18 protein-coding genes are annotated in these 20,278 nt (G+C 60.3%); 8 read left to right on the top strand and 10 right to left on the bottom strand.

The features are described 5' to 3' along the window. Nucleotides 1-10: 10 nt before the first annotated feature. The gene (locus AC30D7_RS11135; RefSeq protein WP_490134086.1) at nt 11-1,231 is read right to left on the bottom strand and encodes a colicin E3/pyocin S6 family cytotoxin; all 1,221 of its coding nucleotides are present in this window, start codon (nt 1,229-1,231) and stop codon (nt 11-13) included. A gap of 375 nt (nt 1,232-1,606) precedes the next feature. Continuing rightward, complete coding sequence (locus AC30D7_RS11140; protein ID WP_490134087.1) at nt 1,607-2,725, bottom strand: cytochrome P450; 1,119 nt, start codon at nt 2,723-2,725, stop codon at nt 1,607-1,609. Between the two features lie 81 nt (nt 2,726-2,806). Between AC30D7_RS11140 and AC30D7_RS11145 the strand changes: the two genes are divergently transcribed. After that, a complete protein-coding gene (locus AC30D7_RS11145; protein WP_490134088.1) occupies nt 2,807-3,568 on the top strand; it encodes an ArsR/SmtB family transcription factor in 762 nt (253 codons plus the stop codon). Here the strand turns inward: AC30D7_RS11145 and AC30D7_RS11150 are convergent. Next, a complete protein-coding gene (locus tag AC30D7_RS11150) occupies nt 3,565-4,173 on the bottom strand; it encodes a LysE family translocator (protein WP_490134089.1) in 609 nt (202 codons plus the stop codon). The two genes, AC30D7_RS11145 and AC30D7_RS11150, sit on opposite strands and share 4 nt — an antisense overlap. Nucleotides 4,174-4,278: 105 nt before the next feature. Between AC30D7_RS11150 and AC30D7_RS11155 the strand changes: the two genes are divergently transcribed. Then, complete coding sequence (locus AC30D7_RS11155; RefSeq protein ID WP_490134090.1) at nt 4,279-5,202, top strand: LysR substrate-binding domain-containing protein; 924 nt, start codon at nt 4,279-4,281, stop codon at nt 5,200-5,202. Here the strand turns inward: AC30D7_RS11155 and AC30D7_RS11160 are convergent. The 6 genes from AC30D7_RS11160 to AC30D7_RS11185 form a co-directional block, all read right to left on the bottom strand. Continuing rightward, nucleotides 5,192-5,533, bottom strand: coding sequence for a hypothetical protein (locus AC30D7_RS11160; protein WP_490134091.1), 342 nt, complete (start codon nt 5,531-5,533; stop codon nt 5,192-5,194). The genes AC30D7_RS11155 and AC30D7_RS11160 overlap by 11 nt on opposite strands. 135 nt (nt 5,534-5,668) lie before the next feature. Next, complete coding sequence (locus AC30D7_RS11165; RefSeq protein ID WP_018929727.1) at nt 5,669-6,688, bottom strand: branched-chain amino acid aminotransferase; 1,020 nt, start codon at nt 6,686-6,688, stop codon at nt 5,669-5,671. A 316-nt stretch (nt 6,689-7,004) separates the two neighbouring features. Further along, nucleotides 7,005-8,390 (bottom strand): dihydrolipoyl dehydrogenase, encoded by a 1,386-nt coding sequence (lpdA, locus tag AC30D7_RS11170; protein WP_490134092.1) that lies wholly within the window; start codon nt 8,388-8,390, stop codon nt 7,005-7,007. A 3-nt stretch (nt 8,391-8,393) separates the two neighbouring features. Continuing rightward, nucleotides 8,394-9,668: a dihydrolipoamide acetyltransferase family protein gene (locus AC30D7_RS11175; protein WP_096480052.1), complete on the bottom strand. Its 1,275-nt coding sequence runs from the start codon at nt 9,666-9,668 to the stop codon at nt 8,394-8,396. Further along, nucleotides 9,669-10,727, bottom strand: a complete 1,059-nt coding sequence (locus AC30D7_RS11180) for an alpha-ketoacid dehydrogenase subunit beta (RefSeq protein ID WP_019579414.1) — start codon at nt 10,725-10,727, stop codon at nt 9,669-9,671. 1 nt (nt 10,728) lies between these two features. Further along, nucleotides 10,729-11,964, bottom strand: a complete 1,236-nt coding sequence (locus tag AC30D7_RS11185; RefSeq protein ID WP_490134093.1) for a 3-methyl-2-oxobutanoate dehydrogenase (2-methylpropanoyl-transferring) subunit alpha — start codon at nt 11,962-11,964, stop codon at nt 10,729-10,731. 185 nt (nt 11,965-12,149) lie between these two features. On the opposite strand from AC30D7_RS11185, the gene bkdR reads away from it, so the two are divergent. After that, complete coding sequence (bkdR, locus tag AC30D7_RS11190; protein ID WP_017339472.1) at nt 12,150-12,638, top strand: Bkd operon transcriptional regulator BkdR; 489 nt, start codon at nt 12,150-12,152, stop codon at nt 12,636-12,638. 35 nt (nt 12,639-12,673) lie between these two features. Here bkdR and AC30D7_RS11195 read toward each other — a convergent pair whose 3' ends face one another. Next, entirely contained in the window at nt 12,674-13,537 is an 864-nt protein-coding gene (locus tag AC30D7_RS11195) for an MBL fold metallo-hydrolase (protein ID WP_490134094.1), read from the bottom strand. 104 nt (nt 13,538-13,641) lie between these two features. Between AC30D7_RS11195 and AC30D7_RS11200 the strand changes: the two genes are divergently transcribed. The 5 genes from AC30D7_RS11200 to nahK all read left to right on the top strand — a co-directional run bounded on the left by AC30D7_RS11200 (nt 13,642) and on the right by nahK (nt 20,213). Next, nucleotides 13,642-13,977: an ArsR/SmtB family transcription factor gene (locus AC30D7_RS11200; protein WP_026331709.1), complete on the top strand. Its 336-nt coding sequence runs from the start codon at nt 13,642-13,644 to the stop codon at nt 13,975-13,977. A gap of 42 nt (nt 13,978-14,019) precedes the next feature. Further along, on the top strand, nt 14,020-14,826 hold the full coding sequence (locus tag AC30D7_RS11205; RefSeq protein WP_490134095.1) for a sulfite exporter TauE/SafE family protein: 807 nt from the start codon (nt 14,020-14,022) through the stop codon (nt 14,824-14,826). A gap of 208 nt (nt 14,827-15,034) precedes the next feature. Then, a complete protein-coding gene (locus tag AC30D7_RS11210) occupies nt 15,035-16,219 on the top strand; it encodes a porin (RefSeq protein WP_490134096.1) in 1,185 nt (394 codons plus the stop codon). 264 nt (nt 16,220-16,483) lie between these two features. Continuing rightward, nucleotides 16,484-17,647: a nitric oxide-sensing protein NosP gene (gene nosP / locus AC30D7_RS11215; protein ID WP_490134097.1), complete on the top strand. Its 1,164-nt coding sequence runs from the start codon at nt 16,484-16,486 to the stop codon at nt 17,645-17,647. Then, nucleotides 17,577-20,213 (top strand): hybrid sensor histidine kinase/response regulator NahK/ErcS', encoded by a 2,637-nt coding sequence (gene nahK, locus AC30D7_RS11220; RefSeq protein WP_490134098.1) that lies wholly within the window; start codon nt 17,577-17,579, stop codon nt 20,211-20,213. Before nosP ends, nahK begins: the two co-directional genes overlap by 71 nt. Nucleotides 20,214-20,278: the final 65 nt, after the last annotated feature.

Genomic DNA, 20,278 nt, shown 5'->3' on the forward strand with positions numbered 1-20,278 from the left:
GCCTCTTAATTTATTTTGGGGTGGTTCTGCCGGGTTTTGCGGGGTCTATCTGTTCACCAGTTTCGTGGTTAAACTCGCCAAGATGCTTACCTTGACTGTCATACTTTTCTATTGCGCCTGTCTTACTGTCCCATTCATATATTCGCCCCTTTCGGTCTTTCCACCGGCTGCGCTTACTCCCCCCGCCCTGAACACTGCTTTTTGATTTAACAGGAAGGGCATCTGGAAATGCAGGCAATGCCAACGGCGGCCGGTGGTACTTTATATCGCCGCCAGCAGATCTTGAAACCACAACATACAGCGGCTGCACACCGGAATCAGCCGGAAATACAAGAATGAAGTCCTTGTACTCAGGCGGGTAGATCGGGTTGACGATGATGTTATCTGCCTGCTCGGTAGGCGGATAAATCCAGATCGGAGGCGCTTGTGGTGCCGCCTCTAGCGGGGGAATTCCTGAGGTGCTGGATGGGTCAACAGCTGGTGTCCATATCAGGGTTATCCCATCGCCAAAGTCAGCTACATGCTGAGAACCCTGACTTTTGAACCGGACGACAGGAATCATTTCCCAGTCGCGGCGCTTCTGGGTGTTGTAGCCATAACCCTTCAAGGTGCCATCAGCTTGTTGCTCGACATGCAGTCGAACCCGTGTTCTACCTTCATTGAGCGATTTGAGCTGTTCTTCTGTGTACAGGGAGCTGTCGCCTAAGCTCGACGGCCACAGCAATGCAACCATTCCGGCCAATGCGCCAGCAGCAACACCAGCCGTCACGACACCTGCACCACCAGCCGCACCCGTTCCAGTGCCAGTAGTGCCAACTCCACCCAGAAGTAGCGTCCCCAGCGCAGCAGGTAACGCCCCGGCACTGATTTTTTTGAGCGGAATGTTTCCCGCTGTATCCCTTTCGCGGCCACCCAGCAGGGAGAATTTTCCGTAGTCGGTCAGTTTCTCGACAGGGACGAACCCTGCTGGGCTGTCGTGGTTGATTACGCCGTCGGGGAGGTTGCAGCTTTTGGCGAACACACAACCTATGGAGTTGGATTGGCCCAGCTGTCGGGGCTGCCTGATAAAGCGGTCTTCATATGCCTGCTGTCGGGCTAACATGTCGTCATAGGATTTTTGTCTGGCTTCGCGCCCTGCCAGTTCAGTGGCGGTCATGTAGCGGCTGGTGATGTGGTGCCCGTCGCCCGACGGTGGGTTTTGAACCCGAGGTATGTCTGTTTTTCGAGCCATGAGCGTCCTTGTTTCATCTTTTGAAAGCGATGCGGACGCTATATCAAAGGGCATTGGATAGATGTAGGACTGGTCTGAAACTCTGGCCGTTGTTACAAATGCCGCTTGTCGCCATGCACTTAGCTCAGACGGGAAAAACCGCCATCTCTTCTAACAGATATGGCGGGTTTTTTGGTTTTGTGGCGAGGGGGCTCATGGCAACAACTGTTTTTGCTGGAAGGCCTGATCCGCTGTTACCGCGATACAAGGTGATGTGGCCTGTCGCGCACGCCAGAAATGATGCGTTGTTTGTCAGGCCGTCATCGTGGGCAAGCCCACCCCTTCAAGTCTAAACATACAAACGGGCTTGCTCGCGAAGAACGATGACACGGTCTGTCAGGCGTTCGGTAGATCAGTGAACAAAGGAATGCGCCCGTTAAGGGAAGGGCGGTAGTGCCAGGTCAACCGATCCAAAGCCGGTTTCATCATCAGGATCTGAGTCAGCGTCGCGCGGGCGATGCTCAAGGCCAGCACCTGCCCCGGGCATTGATGACGGCCGGCGCCGAAGGTGAAGCTGCGGCGGTTTGGGCGCTCGAGCAGGAACGTATCGGGATCGTCATTAAGCTGCGGATCACGATTGGCCGAGGCCAGCAGCACCAGAATCACGTCGCCGGGGTTCAGGTTCACGCCGTCGATTTCGCACGGTGCGGCGACGAAGCGGCGGGTGTTCTGCACCGGAGGATCGAAGCGCTGCACTTCGGCGATCAGGTCGTTGACTTGAGTCGAGTCGATCTGCGGGTTTCGGCTCAACGCCAGTAGCGCATTGCCGATCAGCCCGGCGGTGGCGTCGTAGGTCTGGGAGAACAGGCCAATCAGGTTGGCGATCAAGGTGTGCGGGTCGGTCGAGGTGGCGAAGCGCTGCCTGATACCGGCGAGCAGGGTGCTTCGATTGTTCGGATCAGCCAGAAGCTCGATGAAATATCCCTTCAGCTGTTCTGCCGCAACATGGGCAGCGTCCAGTTGGGCCTGGTCGCTGAGGGGTGACAGGCAGGCGACGAAGTCAGCGGTCAGCTCGCTGATGGCCCGGCCCTGAGCCGGAGAAAAGCCCAGCAACGCCGCCACTACACAGACCGGCCCGCGAAACATCGCCGTGTACAACCCATCGGCTCCAGGGGTAATCAACCGAGCGCTGACCCGTGAGTTGACGTCGTTCACATCAATCAGCGCCAGCTCCGGCTCAATCGCCGCCCTCGGACAACGCTGCCGCTCACCCTCGTTCATCCGCATCAGCTGACCGAACACCTTGCCGGCCATGCCTTGAGCAATTGCCTTGGGCACCGGCTCATGCGCCGGCCGCACATGGCAATCCGGATGCGCCAGCACGGCAGCAACCGCTCGGGCGCTGCAGGCCACCCACAGTTTCAGTCCCTGATGAAAAACCAATCCACCCTCGGCACGCAGTTGCGCGTAGTAGGGGTAAGGGTCGGCGTGAGTCGCAGCGATGATCGGGTCCATGGGTCGCAGCCTTATCGATGGTTGAAAAGTGTTGCTACTATCACCAGTCCGAAAGGGCCTTGATTCGTCCGGGAGCGAAATATGAACGCAGAACAACATGACGTTGGCGTCTCTCAAGTGGCCGCAGCGATTGCAGAGCCTGCGCGGACGAAAATCCTCTGTTCGCTGATGGATGGCCACGCCCGCACCAGCACCGAGCTGGCGGCGGTTGCCGAAGTCAGCGCCTCGACCGCCAGCGCGCACTTGGCAAAACTCAAGGAGCTGGCGCTGGTGCGTTTGCATGTTCAGGGCCGCCACCGCTATTACAGCCTCGCGGACAAACGCGTGGCCCAGGCACTCGAAGCACTGATGGTGATCGGCCAGAACGCCGCACCGACGTTCAACCCGCGCACCCCGGACCGCCTGCAATTCGCCCGCACCTGCTACGACCACATGGCCGGCACGCTGGCGGTGGTGCTGCATGACCGGATGATCGACGCGGGGTGGTTGCTGCAAACCGATGAGGCTTATCGATTGAGCGACAGCGGTGAAGCGTTGTTCGAAGGATTGGGCATCGACGTCATAGACCTCGGTACTTTGCGCCGCCGCTTTGCCTGCCCGTGCCTGGACTGGAGCATGCGCCGGCCGCATCTGGGTGGCGCCTTGGGCGCGGCGTTGCTGCAAACGGCGATCAAACGCCAATGGGTGACGCAGGATCTGGACAGTCGGGCGCTGACGTTGACAGCGCTGGGGCGCAAGGAACTCAGTCGCCGGTTCGCCTTTGAACTGCCGGTTCAGGGAACGACAGCGCCAGTCTCATCCACCGAGAACAGGCGCCGCGTGATCGCCAGTCCTGCGACTTAGCGACTGGTCGAGGCCATGAGTACGCCAAAACCGGCGAAGGTCACGCCCGAAACTTTCGCGGTCAGCCATGAACCTTTCGGGCTCGACAACCAGCCTTTGGCGGAATTGGCGAGCAAGGCATAGCTGCCGTGCACCAGGATTACCAGTACGCCGTAGGAGGCGACCAGCTTGATGAACTGGCTGTAGAAGTGCGCCGAAGTGTCGATGAATTGCGGGAACACCGCCAGAAAGAAAAACACCGCCTTGGGGTTCAACAGCTGCATCGAAGCCGCTTCAAAGAAACGATAACCCGGGCTTGAGGGGCGCGTTTCAAGCAGCGCGCTGAAACGATCCGAGCGCCAGCTTTTGTAGCCCAAGTACAACAAATAGGCGGCCCCTGCGTATTTCAATGCGGTAAAGGCATTCGCGGAGGTGCTGAGTATCAGGCCAACACTGGTGGCGCTGATGGCGGCGACCACAAACGCCCCCGACGCGATTCCCAGAATGCCCGGCACGGCCCCCCTCCAACCGTGGCGCACCGCGTTGGACAGGGTCAGGACCACACCAGGTCCCGGGCTCAAAATGGTCAGGGTGGCGAAGAGTACAAAGAGTCCGTAACTGTTCATGGCTTGCTCCGTCAGGTGGCATTGGCTGCGTGCTGGCAGATTGGCGTGGCGAGGAGGGCGTGACAAACGCTTTAATTACAGCGCATAGGTGACTAAATTAGACGCATGAATCCACTACCGCCTCTTAATGCTGTTCGCGCCTTCGCCGTTGCTGCTCGTCATCAGAGCTTCAGCCTGGCGGCCGAAGAGCTGCATGTCAGCCACAGTGCCGTCAGCCGGCATATCAAATTGCTCGAGGAATACCTGGGGGTGCTGCTGTTCGAGCGACGTATCCGTCAATCGGTGCTGACGCCGGCCGGCCAGCGCTTCTATGAACAGGTCAGCGCCGGGCTGTCGCAGATCGCCAACGCCGCCGCTGCGCTCAAGCAACATGCCTCGCAACCTACCGTGAAGATCAATGTGCGTCCGTCCTTCGCCATGCTTTGGCTGACGCCCAGGCTGGCGGACTTCGTTGCGCAGCACCCGGGCATCGAGCCGCAGGTGATCACCCAGACCCAGGCCCCCGATCAGGCACGCGACGGGTTCGATATCGTCATTCGCCGTGGTCGTGACGATTGGGCTCCTGCGATTGAGGCGCGAGCACTCTTCGAAGACGAACTGTTGCTGGTCGCGGCGCCATCGCTGATCGAGCGCCTGCCACTTGAAGACCTCACGTCCCTGAGTCGGCATACATTACTGACCGCCAAGGCACGTCGCGAAGACTGGCACAATTGGGCCATGCACTTCGGTCAATCCCAGTCAGCCACTCAGGTCACCCGGCAGTTTGATCATATGCACCTGGTGCTTCAGGCCGCTGTGGATGGACAGGGCATTGCCCTGTGCCCGACCTCTTTGTTGGGCAGCCATATCTCGAGCGGACGCCTGATCTGCCCGTTACCCGAGTTGCGCATGCCGTTGCCGCGTTATTACTACGGTGTTGCGCCGGACGTGACGGCGCACACGCGGATCTTTGTAGAGTGGTTGTTTGCCCGGATCGCTCGGGATGAGCTGAGTTGGCAGACACCTCGTGCCGTGACCGCTACGCCCTGAAGTCCCAGACGATCTCCACCACCCGCACCGCGAGCACCAGGTAAACCAGACCCAGGATGATCTGGAACGCCGTGTGATACGGCAACTTGGACAGCCGACGCAAGCCGTCGCTGACACTGAGCAGCATCAGCAGTGCTGACGTTGCAATCAATCCCCAGCCGGCGAGGTTTGAGGCGAGCATTCCCATAAACAGTTGATGACCGCCGTGCAACGCGTTGGTGCCCGCCGCGAATAGCAGGGCGCATACCAGCAGGTTCTTGATGTTGTCGAACACTTGCGTGGTGAAATCTGTCTCCAGCAAGGCCAGATACTTTCGCCAGAATTTACTCATGGTTTTAGTGGCACCTATTGATGGCGGTTGCACGTGGCAAGTCTAGTGACGTTTTCCACGAAGCGCGGACGAAAAAAAGCCCGGCCTTCAATGTGAAGGCCGGGCCTTTGTGTTCAAACGGGCAATCGCGTCAAATCAAACCTTGACGATCCAGCCCGCTGGCGCTTCGATGTCGCCGGTCTGTACACCGGTCAGCTCTTTGTAGAGCTTCTGGGTGACCGGGCCGACTTCGGTTTCGCTATGGAATACGTGCAGCTTGTCGTTGTAACTGATGCCGCCGATCGGGGTGATCACCGCGGCAGTACCGCAAGCACCGGCTTCCTTGAAGTCGGACAGCTTGTCGATGAACACGTCACCTTCGACCACTTCCAGGCCCAGACGGGTCTTGGCCAGTTCGATCAACGACAGACGGGTAATGCCCGGCAACACCGAAGGGGAATTCGGGGTGACGAACTTGTTGTCGTGGGTGATCCCGAAGAAGTTGGCCGAGCCGACTTCTTCGATTTTGGTGTGGGTCATCGGGTCCAGATAGATGGCGTCAGCGAAGTGCGCCTTCTTGGCCTGGGAGCCTGGCATCAGGCTGGCGGCGTAGTTGCCACCGACCTTGGCCGCGCCGGTGCCTTGTGGGGCGGCACGGTCGTAGCTGGAGATCTGGAAGTTGTGCGGGGTCAGGCCGCCCTTGAAGTAGGCGCCGACCGGGATGCAGAAGATCGAGAAGATGAACTCGGGTGCGGTACGCACGCCGATGTTGTCACCCACGCCGATCACGAACGGACGCAGGTACAGCGCGCCGCCAGTGCCGTAAGGCGGAATGAAACGCTCGTTGGCGCGGACCACGTCCTTGCACGCTTCGATGAACTGTTCGGTGGACACTTGCGGCATCAGCAGGCGCGCGCAGCTGCGTTGCATGCGTGCGGCGTTCTGGTCCGGGCGGAACAGGTTGATCGAACCGTCCTTGCAACGGTAGGCCTTCAGGCCTTCGAAGCACTGCTGGCCATAGTGAAGGGCAGTGGAGCCTTCGCTGATGTGCAGCACGTTATCTTCGGTCAGGGTGCCTTTGTCCCACTCGCCATTACGCCAGTGCGACAGATAGCGCTTGTCTGTCTTGATGTAGTCAAAACCCAGCTTGTCCCAATTGATGCTTTCGTTACCCATGACACCCTCTATCACTTAACAACCGTCGAAACGGTTCAAGGCTTCTGACATTTTTCTGGATGGGGACAACAATACTTCATTCCGGGCCTAAATCGCAGCCCGGACTATCGGGTGATTGGCAGATTTCTTAGCCTGCTCATGAAACTTGCCGCCGATCTTTCATAATTCGAAACCCTGTGGCGAGGGAGCTTGCTCCCGTTCCGGTGCGCAGCACTGGTAAAACCGGACACTGCGGTGCATCAGGCAGATCGCAGTGACGCGGTTGGGGCCGCTTCGCAGCCCAGCGGGAGCAAGCTCCCTCGCCACAGTTGAGCGGTTACAAATGCAGCGCGTGGCCCAACGCACGCAACGCCGCTTCCTGCACCGCCTCACCAAGCGTCGGATGCGCGTGGATGGTGCCGGCGATGTCTTCCAGCCGGGCGCCCATTTCCAGGCTCTGACCGAACGCCGTCGACAACTCCGAAACACCCACACCCACCGCCTGCCAGCCAACAATCAGATGATTGTCACGCCGCGCCACGACCCGCACGAAGCCGCTTTTCGACTCCAGTGTCATCGCCCGGCCATTGGCGGCGAACGGGAAGCTGGACACGATGCAGTCCAGCCCCGCAGCCTTGGCCTCGTCCGGGGTCTTGCCGACCACTACCAGTTCCGGGTCGGTGAAACACACGGCGGCAATGGCGGTCGGGTTGAATTCGCGGTGTTTGCCGCTGATCAGTTCGGCAACCATCTCGCCCTGGGCCATGGCCCGGTGGGCGAGCATCGGTTCGCCGCTCAGGTCGCCGATGGCGTAGACGTTGCGCATGCTGGTCTGGCAACGGTTGTCGATCTTGATCGCCGAACCGTTCATGTCCAGGTTCAAGGCTTCGAGGTTCCAGCCCTGGGTGTTGGGTTTGCGACCGACGGCCACCAGCACCTGATCGGTTGCAAGATTCAGGATGTCACCGTTCGGGTCGCGAACTTGAAGGGAATTTCTTTGTGAATCAAAACCTTCAACGCTGTGCTTCAAGTAAAGCTTCACATCAAGTTGTTTGAGTGCTTCGTGCACCGGATGGGTCAGTTCGGCATCGTAAGCCGGCAGAATACGATCCTGCGCCTCGACCACGCTGACCTCGGCGCCGAGCTTGCGGTAAGCAATCCCCAGCTCCAGACCGATGTAACCGCCACCGACCACGACCAGCCGTTTCGGCACGCTTTTCGGCGCCAGGGCTTCGGTGGAGGAGATGATCGGCCCGCCAATCGGCAGCATTGGCAGGTTGACGCTTGTCGAACCGGTGGCCAGCACCAGGTGTTCGCACTGAATCCGCGTGTCGCCGACTTCAACGGTTTTACCGTCGATCACTTTCGCCCAGCCGTGGATGACCTGGACCTTGTGTTTCTTTAATAGCGCCGAGACGCCAGTGGTCAGGCGATCGACGATGCCGTCCTTCCACTCGACGCTTTTGCCGATGTCCAGGGTCGGCGCCGATACGTTGATGCCCAGCGCCGAGTATTGGCTGTGGTGCTGTGTCTGGTGGAACTGTTCGGCGACGTGGATCAACGCCTTGGACGGAATGCAGCCGATGTTCAGGCAGGTGCCGCCCAACGATTGGCCTTCCACCAGAATGGTCGAAATGCCCAACTGACCGGCACGGATCGCCGTTACATAGCCGCCAGGGCCGCCGCCGATGATCAGCAGCGTAGTATTTAGAGTCTGTTGCATTCCTTACTCCACAAACAGCGTTGCGGGTTGTTCGAGCAAGCCACGGATGGCCTGGATGAAGAGCGCCGCGTCCATGCCATCGACCACGCGGTGATCGAAAGAGCTGGAGAGGTTCATCATCTTGCGGATCACGATCTGGCCTTTGATCACCATTGGCCGTTCGACGATTTTGTTCACGCCGACGATCGCCACTTCCGGCAGGTTCAGCACCGGCGTGCTGACGATGCCGCCCAATGCGCCGAGGCTGGTCAGGGTGATGGTCGAGCCGGACAGCTCATCGCGACTGGCCTTGCCAGTGCGTGCAGCCGTCGCCAAACGGGAGATTTCCGCGGCGTTGTCCCACAGGCTGCGGGCTTCGGCGTGACGCACTACCGGCACCATCAAACCGATGTCGGCTTGCGTGGCGACGCCCACATGCACTGCGCCGAGGCGGGTGATGACCTGGGCCTCGTCGTCGTAACGGGCGTTGATCTGCGGGAAGTCGCGCAGGGCCACGACCAGGGCGCGCACCAGGAACGGCAGCAAGGTCAGCTTGCCACGGGTCGCGCCGTGTTTTTCGTTCAGGTGCGCACGCAATTCTTCGACGGCGGTGACATCGATTTCTTCAACGTAACTGAAGTGGGCGGCACGCTGGGTGGCGTCCTGCATACGCTGGGCGATCTTGCGGCGCATGCCGATCACCGGGATTTGCTGTTCGTCGTTGCGCTGGGCGTAAGCGGCGGTGGCCGTCGATGCGTTCGACTGACCCTGAGCCAGATAGGCTTCGAGGTCTTCGTGCAGAATCCGCCCGGCAGGGCCGCTGCCACGCACCAGGCGCAATTGAATGCCCAGGTCCAACGCATGTTTGCGCACGGCCGGGGAGGCCAGCGGACGTTCATCGGCTTCACGCGCGACCATCGGTCCTTGGCAAGCGGCAGCCGGACGCGGGGCCGCTGCAGCCGGTGTACTTTCTACGACGGCTTCAACTTTCGACGCCGCTACAGGTGCTTCTTTAATAACAGCTGCTGGCGCAGTCGATTCCTTAACGTTGCCCGCGCCTTCGACTTCAATGCTGATCAGCACACTGCCGACCGCCATGACTTCGCCTGGCTGTCCGCCCAGTGCAATCACCTTGCCGTGCACCGGCGAGGGGATGTCGACCATCGCCTTGTCGGTCATGACATCGGCCAGCACCTGATCTTCTACGACCATGTCGCCGACCTTGACGTGCCACTGAGACAATTCAACTTCTGCAATGCCTTCGCCAATGTCCGGCATTTTAATAACGTGCGTGCCCATTCAGACCTCCATGACCCGTTTCAAAGCCGCGCCCACACGGGACGGGCCAGGGAAATACGCCCACTCTTGCGCGTGCGGGTAGGGGGTGTCCCAACCGGTGACGCGCTCGATTGGCGCTTCCAGGTGGTGGAAGCAATGCTCTTGCACCAGCGCGACCAGTTCGGCACCGAAACCGCAGGTGCGGGTGGCTTCGTGCACCACCACGCAACGTCCGGTTTTCTTCACCGACTTGACGATGGTTTCCAGGTCCAGCGGCCACAGGCTGCGCAGGTCGATGACTTCGGCGTCGACGCCGGTTTCTTCAGCGGCGACTTGCGAGACATAGACGGTGGTGCCGTAAGTGAGCACGGTCACGTCCTTGCCCGGACGGGTGATGGCGGCAACGTCCAGCGGCACGGTGTAGTAACCGTCCGGCACTTGCGCGGCGGGGTGCTTCGACCAAGGGGTTACCGGGCGGTCGTGGTGACCGTCGAACGGGCCGTTGTACAGGCGTTTCGGCTCGAGGAAGATCACCGGGTCATCGTTTTCGATGGAGGCGATCAGCAGGCCCTTGGCGTCGTAAGGGTTGGATGGCATCACGGTGCGCAAGCCGCAGACCTGGGTGAACATCGCCTCGATGCTCTGGCTGTGAGTCTGGCCGCCATAGATGCCGCCGCCGCAAGGCATGCGCAGGGTCATCGGCGCGGTGAACTCACCGGCCGAGCGATAACGCAAGCGCGCCGCTTCGGAAATGATCTGGTCCGATGCCGGGTATACGTAGTCGGCGAACTGGATCTCGGCCACCGGCCGCAAACCGTAAGCACCCATGCCCACGGCGACGCCGACGATGCCACTCTCGGAGATCGGCGCATCGAACACGCGGGAGGTGCCGTACTTGGTCTGCAGGCCTTCGGTGCAACGGAACACACCACCGAAATAGCCGACGTCCTGGCCGAACACCACGACGTTATCGTCACGCTCAAGCATCACATCCATGGCCGAGCGCAGGGCCTGGATCATGGTCATGGTGGTCGTGGTCATGGCGGTTTCCAACTGAATATTATTGTTGTGATCGTTCATGTCAGATCCCCAACTCCTGACGCTGGCGCTTCAAGTGCTCCGGCATCTCTTTGTAGACGTCTTCGAACATGGTCGCGGCGCTCGGAATCTGGCCGCCGGCGAGGGTGCCGTACTGCTCGGCTTCTTTCTGTGCGGCGATTACTTCGGCTTCCAGTTCGGCGCTGACGGCGGTGTGTTCCTCTTCGGACCAGTGACCGATTTTGATCAGGTGCTGCTTGAGGCGCGCAATCGGGTCACCCAACGGGAAGTGACTCCAATCGTCGGCAGGACGGTATTTGGAAGGATCATCGGAGGTCGAGTGCGGGCCGGCACGGTAGGTGACCCATTCGATCATGGTCGGACCGAGGTTGCGCCGCGCGCGTTCGGCAGCCCAGGCGGATGCAGCGTAGACCGCGTAGAAATCGTTGCCATCGACCCGCAGGGAGGCGATGCCGCAACCGACGCCGCGTCCGGCAAAGGTGGTGGCTTCACCGCCGGCAATCGCCTGGAACGTGGAGATCGCCCACTGGTTGTTGACCACATTGAGGATCACTGGCGCACGGTACACGTGGGCGAAGGTGAGGGCGGTGTGGAAGTCCGATTCAGCAGTGGCACCGTCGCCGATCCACGCCGAGGCGATTTTGGTGTCGCCCTTGATCGCCGACGCCATGCCCCAGCCCACCGCCTGGACGAATTGGGTGGCGAGGTTGCCGGAGATGGTGAAGAAACCGGCTTCCTTGACCGAGTACATGATTGGCAACTGACGGCCCTTGAGCGGATCGCGCTCGTTGGACAGCAGTTGGCAGATCAGGTCCACCAGCGGCACTTCGCGGGCCATCAGGATGCTTTGCTGACGGTAGGTGGGGAAACACATGTCGTCGATGTTCAGGGCCAGGGCCTGGGCGCTGCCGATGGCTTCTTCGCCGAGGCTCTGCATGTAGAACGACATTTTTTTCTGGCGCTGGGCGACCACCATGCGGTTGTCGTAGATCCGCGTCTTGAGCATGGCGCGCATGCCTTTGCGCAGGATCTCGACGGGTACGCCTTCAGCCCATGGGCCGAGGGCATTGCCCTGGTCGTCGAGCACGCGAATCAGGCCTTTGGCCAGATCAGCGGTATCGGCCGGTTCTACGTCGATTGGGGGTTTGCGCACCGTGCCGGCATCGGTCAGATGCAGGTAGGAGAAGTCGGTTTTGCAGCCGGGACGGCCCGAAGGTTCGGGAACGTGCAGGCGCAGCGGTTCGTACGCTTGGTTCATGGCTTCTACGCTCGATCTTGTGAATTTCTTGTAGTGAGCTGGCAGTCATTCTTCGGTAAAAGAATTCTTGTCCTACAACAATCATAGGCCGGCCCAAGAAGAATATTTCTCTGTGTTTCGTTGCGCTGGAGATCATTTGAGGATAAAAAATCTGCATAAACATAAAAAACAGGTGTTTTTGTCTCATGCGCAAACTGGACCGTACCGACATCGGTATTCTCAACAGCCTTCAGGAGAACGCGCGCATCACCAACGCCGACCTCGCGCGCTCGGTGAACCTGTCGCCCACGCCGTGCTTCAATCGGGTCAAGGCGATGGAAGAATTAGGGCTGATTCGCGAGCAGGTGACGTTGCTGGATGCCGACTTGCTGGGGCTGCATGTGAATGTGTTCATTCACGTCAGCCTGGAGAAGCAGGTGGAAGAAGCCTTGCAGCATTTCGAAGAGGCGATTTCGGATCGCCCGGAAGTGATGGAGTGCTATCTGATGGCCGGCGACCCGGACTATTTGATCCGCGTGCTGGTGCCGACCATCCAGTCGCTGGAGCGCTTCATGATGGACTTTCTGACCAAGGTGCCGGGGGTGGCGAACATTCGTTCGAGTTTTGCGCTCAAGCAAGTGCGCTACAAGACGGCGCTGCCGTTGCCGGCGAATGGTCTGACTCTGGCCAACTGATCGTTCCCACGCGTGGGAACGATCGATGGCGTGGGTCAGAGTTGGTTCAGGGGGATTTTCAGGTAGGTCACGCCATTGTCTTCCGCGGGCGGCAAATTCCCCGCCCGCACATTCACTTGAATCGCCGGCAGCAACAGCGTCGGCATGCACAAACCGGCGTCACGCTGAGTGCGCATCGCGACGAAGGAGGCTTCGTCGACGCCGTCGTGAATATGAATGTTGCTTTTGCGCTGCTCGCCAACCGTACTCTGGCATTGCGGGGCGCGGCCCTCGGGCGGGTAATCGTGGCAAACGAAGAGACGCACACTGGCGGGGAAGGCCAGCAGTTTGCGGATCGAGGCGAACATCTGATTGGCGTTGCCGCCGGGGAAGTCGCAACGTGCGGTGCCGACATCCGGCATGAACAACGTGTCGCCCACCAGAATCACATCGCCGTCGATCAAATAAGCCATGTCTGCCGGAGTATGCCCTGGCACATGCAGGGCCGTGGCCTTGAGGTTGCCGATGCGGAATGACTCGTCCGGCGCGAACAGGTGATCGAACTGCGAACCGTCGACCCTGAATCCCGGTTCAAGATTGAACAGTGTCTTGAACACGCCCTGAACCTTGCTGATCGACTGACCAATCGCAATCTTGCCCCCCAGTTCCCGACGCAGGTACGGCGCGGCCGACAGGTGATCGGCATGGGCATGGGTTTCCAGCAGCCATTGCACCTGCAACTGGTGTTGGCGAACGAAGGCGATGATCTTGTCAGCCTGGACGGTCGAGGTGCGACCGGCGGCACCGTCGTAATCGAGCACCGGGTCGACAATCGCGCAGTGTCCGCCATCGTGCTCGTAAATCACGTAGCTGTAGGTCTTTGATGCGGGGTCGAGGAAGGCTTCAATCAAGGCAGACATGGACGCGAACCTGTGAAAAGGGGCGGGAAGGCAATAACCGGTTGCAACACTTTATGTTTAAACATAATGTCCGCAGCTTAAGTGACGTCGAAGGCATCCTGCAAATGCAATCCAGTCTGACCGAATGTGAAGTCGCCCAACTCAGGGCCTCGGCCTCCAAGGCGTGCGCGCTGCTCAAGGCCTTGGCCAACGAGGACCGCTTATTGATTCTCTGCCAGCTGACCCAGGGCGAGCGCAACGTCGGCGAGCTGGAGAAAATGACCGGCGTGCGCCAGCCCACACTGTCCCAACAGCTGGGCATCCTGCGCGACGAGGGATTGGTCGCGACCCGTCGTGAAGGCAAGTACATATTCTATGGTTTAGCCAGTCACGAAGTGATTCAGGTGATGAAGACGCTGTCCGGGCTGTACTGCGGAGCGGTGCTGAAAAGCTGGGGCTGAACCCGGCGCCGTGTCGACAGGAACGACTGAAGAGAAAACTCTATGTTGCTGGCAAGTTTTTTTGGCCTGGTCATGGGCCTGGTGCTCGGCTTGACCGGAGCCGGTGGCGGTATTCTTGCGGTGCCGGCCTTGGTACTCGGGCTGGGTCTGAGCATGACCCAAGCGGCGCCCGTCGCGTTGTTCGCGGTGGGCAGTGCGGCGGCGATCGGTGCGATCGACGGTCTGCGCCATGGCCTGGTGCGCTATCGCGCGGCGCTGTTGATTGCTTTGCTCGGCGCGGTGTTCTCGCCGGTGGGTATCTACTTCGCTCATCAGTTGCCGGAAAAGATCCTGAAAATCCTGTTCAGCCTGCTGATGGTCATGGTGGCCTGGCGGATGCTGCGCCCGGAAAAGCTCGATGCCGGCCCGAGCGATCATGGCCACGCTAACTGGGGCCAGAAAAACTGCATGCTCGATCAACAGACCGGGCGTTTTTCCTGGACCGCCAAATGCACCGCGACCCTTGCCGCGCTCGGCGCGGTAACCGGTGTCGTCTCGGGGTTGCTCGGGGTCGGTGGCGGGTTTCTGATAGTGCCTGCGTTCAAGCAACTGACCGATGTGCAGATGCGCGGGATCGTCGCTACGTCGTTGATGGTGATCAGCCTGATCTCGGTGATCGGGGTGATTGGCGCGTTTCACGCCGGGGTGCGGATCGATGGTTTGGGCGTGTCGTTCATTGTCGCCAGCATCGTCGGGATGATCCTCGGCCGAAAACTCTGCGCGCGGGTGCCGGTCCGAGGGTTGCAGATCGGCTTTGCCAGCGTCTGCGTGGTGGTAGCCGTTTACATGCTGTTTAGAGCGCTCGCCTAGCGCGCACCGGTTCCTGTGGACGCCTGTGTGGCCCGCAGGCTTACACCCTAAGTTCCGGGCCTGGCCGACGGGCGGTCTTACACCGAATTTGCCGCGCGCTACCGGCCACTCCAAAGCACCTGACAACCGCCCCCAAGGCAGCGTATGACGCCGCCTGTCCGCTTTCGATAATCGCCTCCGACATCAAGTCCCCGTAGCGGAGCGCGTCATGCACAACAATAAGAATCTCAAGCATCGTTTCTTGCCGGCTTTCATCGTTAGTCTGTCATCCCTGGGCCTGAGCTCGATGGCCCAGGCCGAGATCATGCTGTACGACAAGGACCAGACCACATTCTCCACCGATGGCTACATCAACGCCTTCTACGTCAACAGCGACGTGGACCGGGCCGGCGATCAGTACGACCGGCGCCAGGCGCGGGTGAAGATGGGTTTTTTGCCTAACTATCTGGGCTTCAACATGGGCAAGCAGGTCGATGACCTCAAGCTCGGCGCCCGGGCCTCGTTCTGGGTGACCATCAACGACAGCGAAACCAACGGCACCGACACCGCCATCGACGTGCGGCAGTTCTACGGTACGGTGGCCAACCCGGAGTGGGGCGAGGTGCTGATCGGCAAGGATTTCGGCTTGTTTGCCCGCTCCAACATCCTGCTCGACGAATTGCTGGCCGGTTACGGTCAGGTCAGCGATACGTTGGGCCTGGTGGACGGCGGCGGGGTGTCGTTCGGCAATATCGGCAGCGGCTATCCGTACCCGTTCCCGACGTCGCAGATTACCTATCGCACCCCAATGATGGACGGCTTGCGGGTCGCGGTGGGGATCATGGACCCGGTCGACACCAACGACAGCAGCGCAACCGGCAAGGCCTACCAGAAGAACCCGCGTACCGAGAGCGAGATCACCTATCAGTTCGACCTCGGCGGAGCGAAGATTTACAGCTGGCTCAACGGCAGCTACCAGACCTCGGACAACACCGACTCCAACGTCGAGTCCGTCACCTCCAAAGGTGTCGGTTACGGTGTGCAGGCGAAGATGGGCGGGCTGTCGCTGACCGGTTCCGGTTTCCAGGCCAAAGGCATTAACCCGTTCTTCACCAACAATGCCGGTGAACCGACCCTGCGTAATGTCGACAGCAACGGTTACCTGTTGCAGGGCTCCTACAAACTGGGCAAGAACCGCCTGGCCTTGTCTTACGGCAAGACCAAGGACGACGGTAACGGCGTGGTCGGCAGCGGCGCTGATTACGAAACCCGCGGCGTTGCGCTGTTCCATGACGTCAACGACAACCTCAAGCTGGTGGCTGAGTACAACCAGTTCGAAATCAACGGCCACGACACCAGTGCCCAGAATGAGAACACCGATACGTTTGCGGTGGGGGCGGTGCTCACTTGGTAGGAGCTGACTAACCACTACTTGTGGCGAGGGAGCTTGCTCCCGTTGGGTCGCGCAGCGGCCCCGATCCTGGTCGCGCATCGGCCAGTATTCGGGGGACTGCTTCGCAGTCCAGCGGGAGCAAGCTCCCTCGCCACAATTGCGCTAGTCACCCATTGATCAGCCCACCATTCTCATCCCATCGAACCACCCACCCGCTACCCAAGTAGCATTCGTCGCCGCCCGCAGGCTTCGTACACTCGAGCCTCATACAGGCGAGGGGCGACGATGCAGCAGGTTCAGAGCGACGGTGTGGTCAGTGCCATGTCCCAGGCCATCGATGCCCAGCAAGCGGCGCAGGATCTGGCGCGACAACTCTTGCACCCGCATCTGGGCTTCGTGCTGTTCTTCTGTTCCGCCGAGTACGACTTGCAGGCGCTGGGGCAGGCGTTGCAGCAGAGTTTCGGCGGCATTCGGCTAGTGGGCTGCACCAGTGCCGGCGAAATCACCCCCCAAGGTTATGGCCGCAGCTGCGTGACAGCGGTGGGCTTCGATCATCGGCACTTTTCCATCGCCATCGAACTGATCGATGAGATGGAGCATTTCAGCCTGATCGATGCCCAGCAAATGGTCGAGCGCCTGGTCAGCGGTTGTCGCAGCAATACCCTGGCGCCGATCAAGGGCAACAGCTTTGCCCTGACCCTGCTCGATGGCTTGTCCAGTCGTGAAGAAATGGTGCTTGCTGCCTTGAGCGCGGCTTTGGGCGATATTCCGCATTTCGGCGGTTCGGCTGGCGACGACAATTACCTGACCCACACCCATGTGTATTTCGGCGGCGAGTTTCACAGCGGCGCGGCGGTGGTGGTGCTGGTCAATACCTGGCTGGACTTCGAAGTCTTCACCACCCACCACATCCTGCCCAGGGCCGAAAAACTGGTGGTCACCGCTGCCGACAGCACTTCGCGCCGGGTATTCGAGCTCAACGCCGAACCGGCCGCCGAGGAGTACGCCCGGCATATCGGCGTGGCGGTGGCCGACCTCGATTACCGGACCTTTGCCGCACACCCGTTGGCGGTGCGGATCAACGATCAGTATTACGTGCGGGCGATCCAGCAGGTTCATCCAGACCTGAGCCTGAGTTTCTACTGTGCGGTGGAAAACGGCATCGTCCTCACCGTCATGAAACCCGGCCCGATGCTGCCGAATCTGCAAGGCCTGTTCGAGGGCTTGCGCGAGCGTCTCGGGGACTTGTTGCTGACCATCGGCTGTGACTGTTTTCTCAGGCGTCTGGAACTGGAAGACGCCGGCAGTCTCGAGCAGATCGGAGCGTTCCTGCGGGACCAACAGGTGATGGGTTTCAACACCTACGGAGAACAGTTCAATGGCATGCACATCAACCAGACCTTCACCGGGGTTGCCATTGCCCGAGGACGCGCCCCTGGACAGCGCTGACCTTCAGGCGCAAATCGCCAGCCTGCGGCACGAAAACCAAAAATTGCAGCGCATCAATGACGCGCTGATCGAACGCATCGAGTCCGGAATCACCCGGGGCAACGACCCGTATGCGGCGTTCCAGCATTCGGTGGTGCTGGCCGAACAGGTGCGTGAGCGCACCGACGCCCTGAACCAGGCCATGGCCGAACTCAAGGCTGGCAACCATTTGCTCAGCGAAGCGCGGCTACGGGCCGAAACCGCCCATCAACACTTGATCGACGCCATCGAAAGCATCTCCGACGCCTTTGTGCTGTTCGATGCCGAGCAGCGGATTGTGCTGTTCAACAGCCGTTTCAAGGCGTTTTGGGGCAACAGCCGGGTGCGAATCAATGCCGGCATGCGCCTGCGCGAGGTCAAACGGTTGATGACCTCGACCGGGCTGTTCAGCGAAGAGCCCCGGTCGCATGTCGACGAAAGCCTGCTCTATCGCCTGCACAATGGCCGTTGGCTGCAAGTCAGCGAGCGGCCGACCCAGGAAGGCGGGCGAGTGATCCTGTTCACCGACATCACCGACGTCAAACTCAGCGAAACCCTGCGCCGTGAGCAGGCCGTGGCGCAAAAGTCGCACCTGTTGCAACGGGCGGTCGACAACCTGTCCCAAGGGGTGGCGATGGTCAACGCCGAGGGCATTCTGGAACTGTGGAACCGGCGTTTCCTGGAACTCAGCGGTCTGGCTCCGGTGGCGGCCCACCGGCCGTTCGCCGAAGTGATCGCCGACAGCGAATTGAACCTGCTGACTCCGGCCAGTCGCGATGCCAACGGCCGGTATGTGCAGGAATGCGAGCAGCGCCTCTGCGATGGCCGGGTGCTGGAAATCCGTACCCATCCATTGCCCACCGGCGGTTTCGTCAATACCTTCACCGACATTACCGAACGCTACCGGCACGCCGAAGCCCTCAGCGAAAGCGAGCGCTGGATTCGCTTGATCACCGACCATGTGCCGGCGCTGATCGCCTACCTGAATGCCGATCTGGTCTACGAATTCACCAACAAAGTCTATGAAGAATGGTACTGCTGGCCCCGGGGCGTGATGCTCGGGCAGAGCCTGCGCGAAGTGCACAGCGAGCAGCACTATCAGCGCCTCGAGGCCTACGTGGCTCGTGCCCTGGCCGGCGAGAGCGTGACGTTCGAGTTCGCCGAAACCAACATCAACAATCAGGAGCGCTACATGCTGCGCTCCTACGTGCCCAATCGCCTGGCCAGCGGGGAAGTGGTGGGGATTTTCGTGCTGATCCGCGACATCACCGAGCGCCGCCGCACCGCCGAGGCGCTGCATCAGGCCTATCAGAACCTTGAGTTGCGGGTGCGTGAACGCACCACCGAACTGACCACCCTCAATGACCAATTGCTGCGCGAAATCGACGAGCGCCGCCGCGTGGAATCACGCTTGCGTGAGGCCAAGCTCGAGGCCGAGCAGGCCAACCTGTCGAAGACCAAATTTCTTGCCGCCGTCAGCCACGACCTGTTGCAACCGCTCAATGCCGCGCGGCTGTTTACCAGTGCGTTGTTGGAACGCCGGGAGCCGACGGCCAACGAAAATCTGGTGCGCAACGTCAGCAATTCCCTGGAAGACGTGGAAAACCTGTTGGGCACACTGGTGGATATTTCCAAACTGGATGCCGGGGTGATCAAGGCCGACATTGCGCCGTTCGCCCTCAGCGAATTGCTGGAAAACCTCGCCGCCGAATACACCCAAGTGGCTCGCAGTGAAGGCCTCGAACTGCATTTCATCCCGTGTTCGGCGCTGGTGCGCAGCGACATTCAATTGCTCGCGCGGATCCTGCGAAACCTGCTGAGCAACGCCATTCGCTATACCTACAGCGGGCGGGTGGTGCTCGGTTGTCGGCGTCATCACCAGCGGCTGACCATCGAAGTCTGGGACAGCGGCATGGGCATTGCCGAAAACCGTCTGGAGGAGATTTTTCAGGAGTTCAAACGCGGTGACGTACAGCGCCCCGATCAAGATCGCGGCTTGGGGCTGGGCCTGGCGATCGTCGAGAAAATCGCGCGTATTCTTGGCCACCGGATTCACGTGCGTTCATGGCCGGGCAAGGGCTCGATGTTTTCCGTCGAAGTGCCTTTGAGCGCCACGGCGCCGAAGGCATTGCCGAGTTTGTTGATGAGTGAACCGATGCTCGAGCGCCTGCGCGGTGCACGGGTGTGGGTGCTGGACAACGACGCGGCAATTTGTGCCGGGATGCGCACCTTGCTCGAAGGTTGGGGCTGCCGGGTGGTCACGGCGCTGTCGGAGGAGGATCTGGCGCGGCAAGTGGATAATTATCACGCCGAAGCAGACCTGTTGATCGCCGACTATCACCTGGATGACGAGCAGAACGGTGTCGACGCCGTGGCCCGCATCAACGCTCGCCGCGCCTCGGCGATCCCGGCGATGATGATCACCGCCAACTACAGCAACGAACTCAAACAACAGATCCGCGAACTGGGCCACACCCTGATGCACAAACCGGTGCGGCCGATGAAGCTCAAGACGGCGATGAGTCATCTGCTCGGCCCATCCAGATAACACCGAACCTGTGGCGAGGGAGCTTGCTCCCGCTGGGGCGCGAAGCGGCCCTTTACAAACCACCG

The organism is Pseudomonas sp. DF5, from assembly GCF_058148225.1.